Here is a 6,174-nt window from a genome sequence, read left to right as displayed (position 1 = left end):
ACCGGACCCGACCACCCACGCCGGATGGAAATGGGCGCTGTGCCCGAACCCCGAGTGCGGGTGGCAGGGAGACCGCGACCACGGGGCCTGGCAGCCCATCGCCGCCCGAGGCCTCGCCCACCAGAAGAACACCCTCAGCGACCGCGTCGGCGGCCAGATGACCATCCCCGCCGTCGTCGACCGCCTCGAAGCGGCTGCGGTCATCGCAGAAAACCTCAGGACTTCCGGGTCCGACCGGTCCAAGACCGGGCCGACCCGGCGCACACCTTCACGCCCCGCGCCCAGGCGACGCGGGGCACCCTCCCCGGCACGGCATCACGCCCGAACCGGTCAGCGTCCGGAGGGAAACGCCTCCACGGGCCGGAGCCTGCCTCGCGCAGCCTTCCGGAACCAGAGCATGCAGGACACGGACCAGCAGCAAACCCCGCCACCGGCCACGCGGTGCAGCACTCGGCGCAGGATTCCACCTCCACGCCCACGCCACCCCGCCCCGATGGCAAGAACCTCAACCGGCCACTGCGGCTGACTGAGGTTTCCTAAGCTGATCAGAGACGCTCATGCCGCTGCTCCTCCTCGATGCTGCCGTGGTGTCGACGGATACGCGCGGTGGGCAGCCGATGCGCACCGCGCGAGCCGCTGATCACTGGAAGGCCGATGTCACGAGAGCCTTCTGCTCGACGCCGTGCCGGCGGGCCGAGCCGACCGCGGGCGCGGGCGCCTCGGGCCGGCTCACGCACTCCACAGCGCGCCGAGTCAGCCGGTGCAGACGCGGCGCGACGAACGACCACGCACCCTGGTTCTCCGGCTCCTCCTGCACCCACCGCACGTCCGCGGCCGCGGGGAAGCGGGCGAGTTCCGCCGCGAGTTCCTCGGCGGGAAACGGGTAGAGGCGCTCCAGGCGGACGATCGCCGTGTCGGTCGTGCCCGCGGCGTGCCGGTGGGCGTCGAGGTCGTAGAAGACCTTGCCCGAGCACAGCAGCACGCGCGAGACACGGGCCGGATCCGTCGTGTCGTCCGGCAGGACCGGGCGGAAGCCGCCCTGGGTGAACTCGGCCAGGGCGGAGACGGCCGCCTTCGACCGCAGCATCGACTTCGGGGTGAAGACCACCAGTGGCCCGCGGCCGTCCAGCGCCTGCTGCCTGAGCAGATGGAAGTAGCTGCCCGGCAGGGAGGGCATGGCCACGGTCATGTTGTCCTGCGCGCACAGTTGCAGGAAGCGTTCGATCCGGGCGGAGGAGTGGTCCGGACCCTGGCCCTCCAGGCCGTGGGGCAGCAGCATGGTCACTGTGGAGCGCTGGCCCCACTTCTGCTCGGACGAGGCGATGTACTCGTCGACGACCGTCTGCGCGCCGTTGGCGAAGTCACCGAACTGAGCCTCCCACAGCACCAGGGCTTCCGGACGGGCCTGCGCATAGCCGTATTCGAAGGCCAGCGCCGCCAGTTCGGACAGCATCGAGTCGTACGGTGCGAAGCTCGCGGCCTGCGGGCTGAGGGAGTTCAGCGGCGTGTGCTCCGCGCCGGTGCGCCGGTCGGTCAGTACGGCGTGGCGCTGGCCGAAGGTGCCGCGCCGGGAGTCCTGTCCGGCCAGCCGTACCGGGACGCCCTCCAGCAGCAGCGAACCGATCGCCAGTGTCTCCGCGGTGGCCCAGTCGACGGTGCCGGTGTCGAGCGCCGCCGTACGCCGGTGGAGCTGCGGCAGGACACGCGGGTGCACGGTGAAGCCCTGCGGCAGGTCGGTCTGCGATGCGATGACCTGACGGGCTGTCGCCTCGTCGATCGCGGTCGCCGTGCGCTGGGTGGCCGCCTGTCCGGCGTCGGCGCAAGGAAGGTCTTCGGCCGGTGCGGGAGCGGGCAGCGCCCGGGTCTCAGCGAAGGCCCGATCGAGGTGGTCCCGGTAGTTGCGACGGGCACTGTCCACCTGCCGCTCGCCGATGTCCCCGCGGCGTATGAGGGCCGCGGCGTACAGCGTGCGCACCGAATCCTTGGCGTCGATGCGTTCGTACATCATCGGCTGCGTGATGGACGGGTCGTCGACCTCGCTGTGCCCGTGGCGCCGGTAGCAGACCAGATCGACCACGACGTCCTTGTGGAACGTCTGGCGGTAGTCGAAGGCCATCCGTGCGACGCGGTCGACGGCTTCCGGGTCGTCGCCGTTGACGTGGAAGATCGGTGCCTCCACCATCCGTGCCACATGGGTGGCGTACGTGCTCGAACGGCCGTTGGCGGGTAGGGTGGTGAAGCCGACCTGGTTGTTGACGACCACGTGGACCGTCCCGCCCGTGCGGTAGCCCGGCAGTTGCGACATGTTCAGGGTCTCGGCGACCACGCCCTGGCCGGCGAAGGCCGCGTCGCCGTGGAGGACGACCGGCAGTACGGGGAAGGGCTCGCCCTGGTCCCCGGCCAGGTCCTGCTTGGCGCGCACCACGCCCTGGGCCACCGGCCCCACGATCTCCAGGTGCGAGGGGTTCGCCACGACCGAGACGGCGATGGTGCCGCCGTCCAGGGCACGGTAGGTGCCCTCCGCGCCGAGGTGGTACTTCACGTCTCCCGAGCCCTGGACCGATCGGATGTCCACCGCGTCCTCGAACTCGTCGAATATCTGGCCGTAGGACTTGCCGATGATGTTGGCCAGGACGTTGAGCCGGCCGCGGTGCGCCATCCCGATGACGGCTTCTTGGACACCGTCTTCGATGGCGCGGAGCAGCAGGGCGTCGAGCAGCACGATGGCCGACTCGCCGCCTTCGAGCGAGTACCGCTTCTGGCCCACGTACTTGGTCTGCAGGAACGTCTCGAAGGCCTCCGCGGCCCCCAACCGGTAGAGGATCCGCAGCTGCCCGGCACGGTCCGGGCGGCGCTGCGGCCCCTCGACGCGCTGCTGGATCCAGTGGCGTTCCCGGGCGTCCTGGATGTGCATGTACTCGAACCCGGCGGTGCGGCAGTAGAACTCCCGCAACGCGCCGAGCACTTCGTCGAGTGTCATCGTGGCGCGCCCGGCGAACCCGTCCACGGCGAAGTCCTCCGCCCGGTCCGCGTCGTCCAGTCCGAACGCGGCGATGTCGAGCTCCGGATGTGCTGCGGCGGGCGGCGCCATGAGCGGGTCCGTTCCGGCCAACAAATGCCCGCGCACGCGATACGCGTGGATGAGCGCCGCGACCCGTACCGCCTTGAGCGCCGCCTCGTCGGTGCCCTTGTGGTGTTGGGCTGAGGCGGGCAGGGCGGCCGGGGACACCAGAGTGGCGAAGAAGTTCCTCCACGTCTGGTCGACCGAGCCGGGGTCGTGGAGGTAACGCCGTCGCTGCTCGTCCACGACCCATTCGTTGAGCCCGAAGTCCAGCCCGTGAGACGCTGCTCGAGCGGTGTCTGATTGCGACGCCATGGCGCGAACGCCTTCTTTCCTCTGTGAAGCCTTGGGATGGCGGACGCGGCTACGGCGGTCGTCCGCCTGCGTGTCAGGTGTTCGAGGACTTCGCAACCGTTGCGGAGACCGACCCGTTCGACCGCGTCGCACTGACGACGCTAGGACGCCGGGAGCGCGGAGACGGATGGCCGGGCGCGCCGCGACGGCCTCACATCAGGACATCGGACGGGTGACGGCCTGCTGCCTGCCGTCGTCGCATATTCGGAGTGCGGGCGGGTGACGCCGTCCTGATCCGAGGACTTCGTGTCCGTACGGCCCGGGATCGACGTCGTAGGGAATCTGGTTGTGATGCTGCGCCGCGGGCTTGTAGCCGGAGAACCGACCCCCTGGGAAGGAATATGATCGACTACGATTTGTCGGACACTACGCGGTGGGAGTTTCCAGGTGTCCTGCGGACCTTGGGTCTCGTGCACGGTGAGTTGCGGATGCGGCACGGTCTGTCGCTCCATGACTACCTCATTCTCGGCGCGCTCGCCGAGGCCGCGAGCGGATCTGTGCCCATTGCCAAGCTGGCGGCGTTCCTCCAGGAATCCGGGGACCGGATGTCCTACCTCCTCAGGGGTCTGCAGGCGGCCGGACTGATTGATCGCCATCGTCGTGCCGGAGACCGCAGGACGGTCGAGGCCACCCTGACCGACGCAGGACGCTCCAGATTCGCCGCCGCCGAGACGACCGCGCAGGCGCTGATGCGCCAGCACCTCGGTCCGGGACTGGACACCCAGGAGCCGTCCGGCCGATCGTGTGACGTCACTTGATCTGCTCGTTTTCCACGCCAACGGCTGTGGTCGGCGGACGACACCTGGGCGCGGCTTGTGCGGCGAATCCAGCCCGTGGCCCCGCCGCCCCGCAAGCGGTGTCAGCGCAGTGCGGCGACCGCCGTGCGATAGAGGACGTCCTCGGCACGGTCCCAGGACCAGCCGCTTTCGACCACCAGGGTGCGCCAGCGGGTGGGGCCGAACCAGTGCCAGAGCAGGTCGGCTGTCTCCTCCACCGGGTAGGAGGGCGGTGGAGTCAGGGTGTGCATATGGCGGGCGGTCGTGTGCAGCGCGTCGCGATAGTCCGCGGTGGCGCGCTCCCACAGGGCCTCGCCGTCCTCGTGGACGGGCAGCGCCTTGCGGATCGCCTCGTGCACGGTGAACTGACTCTCGTTGCCCATCCGCGTGCCATGAGCCAACGCTCGCGGCACCGACTCTGGTGTCTGTTCCTCAAGCAGCGTCTGCATCGCGCGTTCGTAACCTGATGCGTTCACGCCTTCGTCGACGATCCGATTCTGGATGTCGCTCTTGCTCCCGACGAACACGCCGCCGCGGTCGAGTCGGCGATCGCGGCCGGTGTGGACCGGGTCCTGTACGTGTCCCTTGCCGGCGCTTCGCCCACCGCCACCTACCTCAACGCCCGCGACCACCGGACGGCGGAACAGTTCCTGGCAGGGGCCGGGATTCGCTGCACGCTGCGACGGGCTTCTACACGTCGACGCCGGCCGCCCTCGCCGACGAGAATCGGGGACCCTCGTCGAGGGCGAAAGCCGTGATCACGTCGGCGATAGATGAGCCCGATTTCCAAGACTTGGGGCACTGGTCGACCGGTGCGCGACTGCGACTCCGCAGTGAAGAACGCCATCATTCGTCATTCGGAGTTGTCGGTGCGGGACGCGGTCGGACCGTCATCCGACTACGAGTTGAGCGACCACATCCCTTGTGGAGCGACGCCTTCGACCACGTCGCACCGACAACGCCAAGGCGCCGGGAGAGCTCCGATGGATAGGATCACGTGCCATAACTGCCGCATAGGCGCCGCCGGTGTCGTTCCACAGGTCCTGATGCCTAGGCTGTGGTGGCCCCAGTGTGGTAGAACTCGGCCGCGGTGACGCCGGCGGGAACGCCGAGTTCGGCGGCGACCGCGGTGATCGCCTTGTCGCCGACAGCGAGGTCGGCCTGGCCGTCCGTGGTGAAGTACGGCGCGATGAACGTGTCGTAGTGGGCTCGGGCCTCTTCCGCGGTCTGTCCGCCGAGGAACGTCTGCATGTGGCGCACCGTGGTGTCGGGGTCGTCGTGGATCACCTGAAGGGCGCGCCGGTGGGCTCGTACGACGGCCTGGACCGCAGGGTCGTCCGGTGAGATGTAGGTGGGGTCGACGGCCACGCCCACGGTGGGAATCTGGAAGTGGTCGCCGACCCAGGCCAGCACGTTCCAGCCGTGCTCGGCGGCCACCGCCTCCGGTGCCATGGTGCTGCCGACGTAGGCGGCGTCGATGCTGCCGTCGTTGAGCCGGCGCAGGTCCATGCCGTAGTCGCCGGGCGAGCGGACGATGGTCTTCACGTCGCGGTCCGGGTCGAGGCCGGCCTTTCGCAGCACGATCCGGGCGAATGCGCCGGGCGGGGTGTGCGGGGCGTGGACCGCCAGCCGTCGCCCGGCCAGGTCGGCCAGGGAGGTCAGGCCGGGGCGGGCGAGGAACCAGAACAGCGGGCGTTGGGTGTTGACACTGAGTGTGACCCACGGGGTGCCGTCGGTCAGTCGTGACAGCAGTGCCCGGCCGAGCCCGATGGTGGCGCAGCGGCGCAGCCGTTCCACGTCCCAGGTGCAGCCGTCGCGCAGTGCGACGTGGACACCCTCCTCGGCGTAGTAGTCCTGCTGGTCGGCGATGTAGGCGGCCAGCTCCTCGTGCAGGCCTCGTCCGACGTAGGCCAGGTCGATCGTGTGCATGAACGTCTTTCCTTGATCGTTTAAGGGCTCGGCCGCGTGTGCGGAGGTCAGCGG

The 6,174-nt window shown here is 69.5% G+C and carries 4 protein-coding genes; 1 reads left to right on the top strand and 3 read right to left on the bottom strand.

Annotation, left to right across the window (positions count from 1 at the left end; genetic code table 11):
* Positions 1 to 640: 640 nt before the first annotated feature.
* Positions 641 to 3,376 (bottom strand): multifunctional oxoglutarate decarboxylase/oxoglutarate dehydrogenase thiamine pyrophosphate-binding subunit/dihydrolipoyllysine-residue succinyltransferase subunit, encoded by a 2,736-nt coding sequence (locus ACFYX0_RS38915; RefSeq protein ID WP_388978280.1) that lies wholly within the window; start codon positions 3,374 to 3,376, stop codon positions 641 to 643.
* A 449-nt stretch (positions 3,377 to 3,825) separates the two neighbouring features.
* Here ACFYX0_RS38915 and ACFYX0_RS38910 point away from each other — a divergent pair, with 449 nt between their 5' ends.
* Entirely contained in the window at positions 3,826 to 4,173 is a 348-nt protein-coding gene (locus ACFYX0_RS38910) for a MarR family winged helix-turn-helix transcriptional regulator (RefSeq protein WP_388978286.1), read from the top strand.
* Between the two features lie 101 nt (positions 4,174 to 4,274).
* Here ACFYX0_RS38910 and ACFYX0_RS38905 read toward each other — a convergent pair whose 3' ends face one another.
* Together ACFYX0_RS38905 and ACFYX0_RS38900 are read right to left on the bottom strand one after the other, a co-directional pair.
* Positions 4,275 to 4,574, bottom strand: coding sequence for a hypothetical protein (locus tag ACFYX0_RS38905; RefSeq protein WP_388978277.1), 300 nt, complete (start codon positions 4,572 to 4,574; stop codon positions 4,275 to 4,277).
* Between the two features lie 667 nt (positions 4,575 to 5,241).
* Positions 5,242 to 6,120, bottom strand: coding sequence for an ABC transporter substrate-binding protein (locus tag ACFYX0_RS38900; RefSeq protein ID WP_388978274.1), 879 nt, complete (start codon positions 6,118 to 6,120; stop codon positions 5,242 to 5,244).
* Positions 6,121 to 6,174 lie beyond the last annotated feature (54 nt).

This window comes from Streptomyces sp. NPDC002573 (assembly GCF_042889625.1).
GTDB classification, from domain to species: Bacteria; Actinomycetota; Actinomycetes; order Streptomycetales; family Streptomycetaceae; genus Streptomyces; species Streptomyces gibsoniae.
This window is presented reverse-complemented; position numbering and strand designations above follow the sequence as displayed.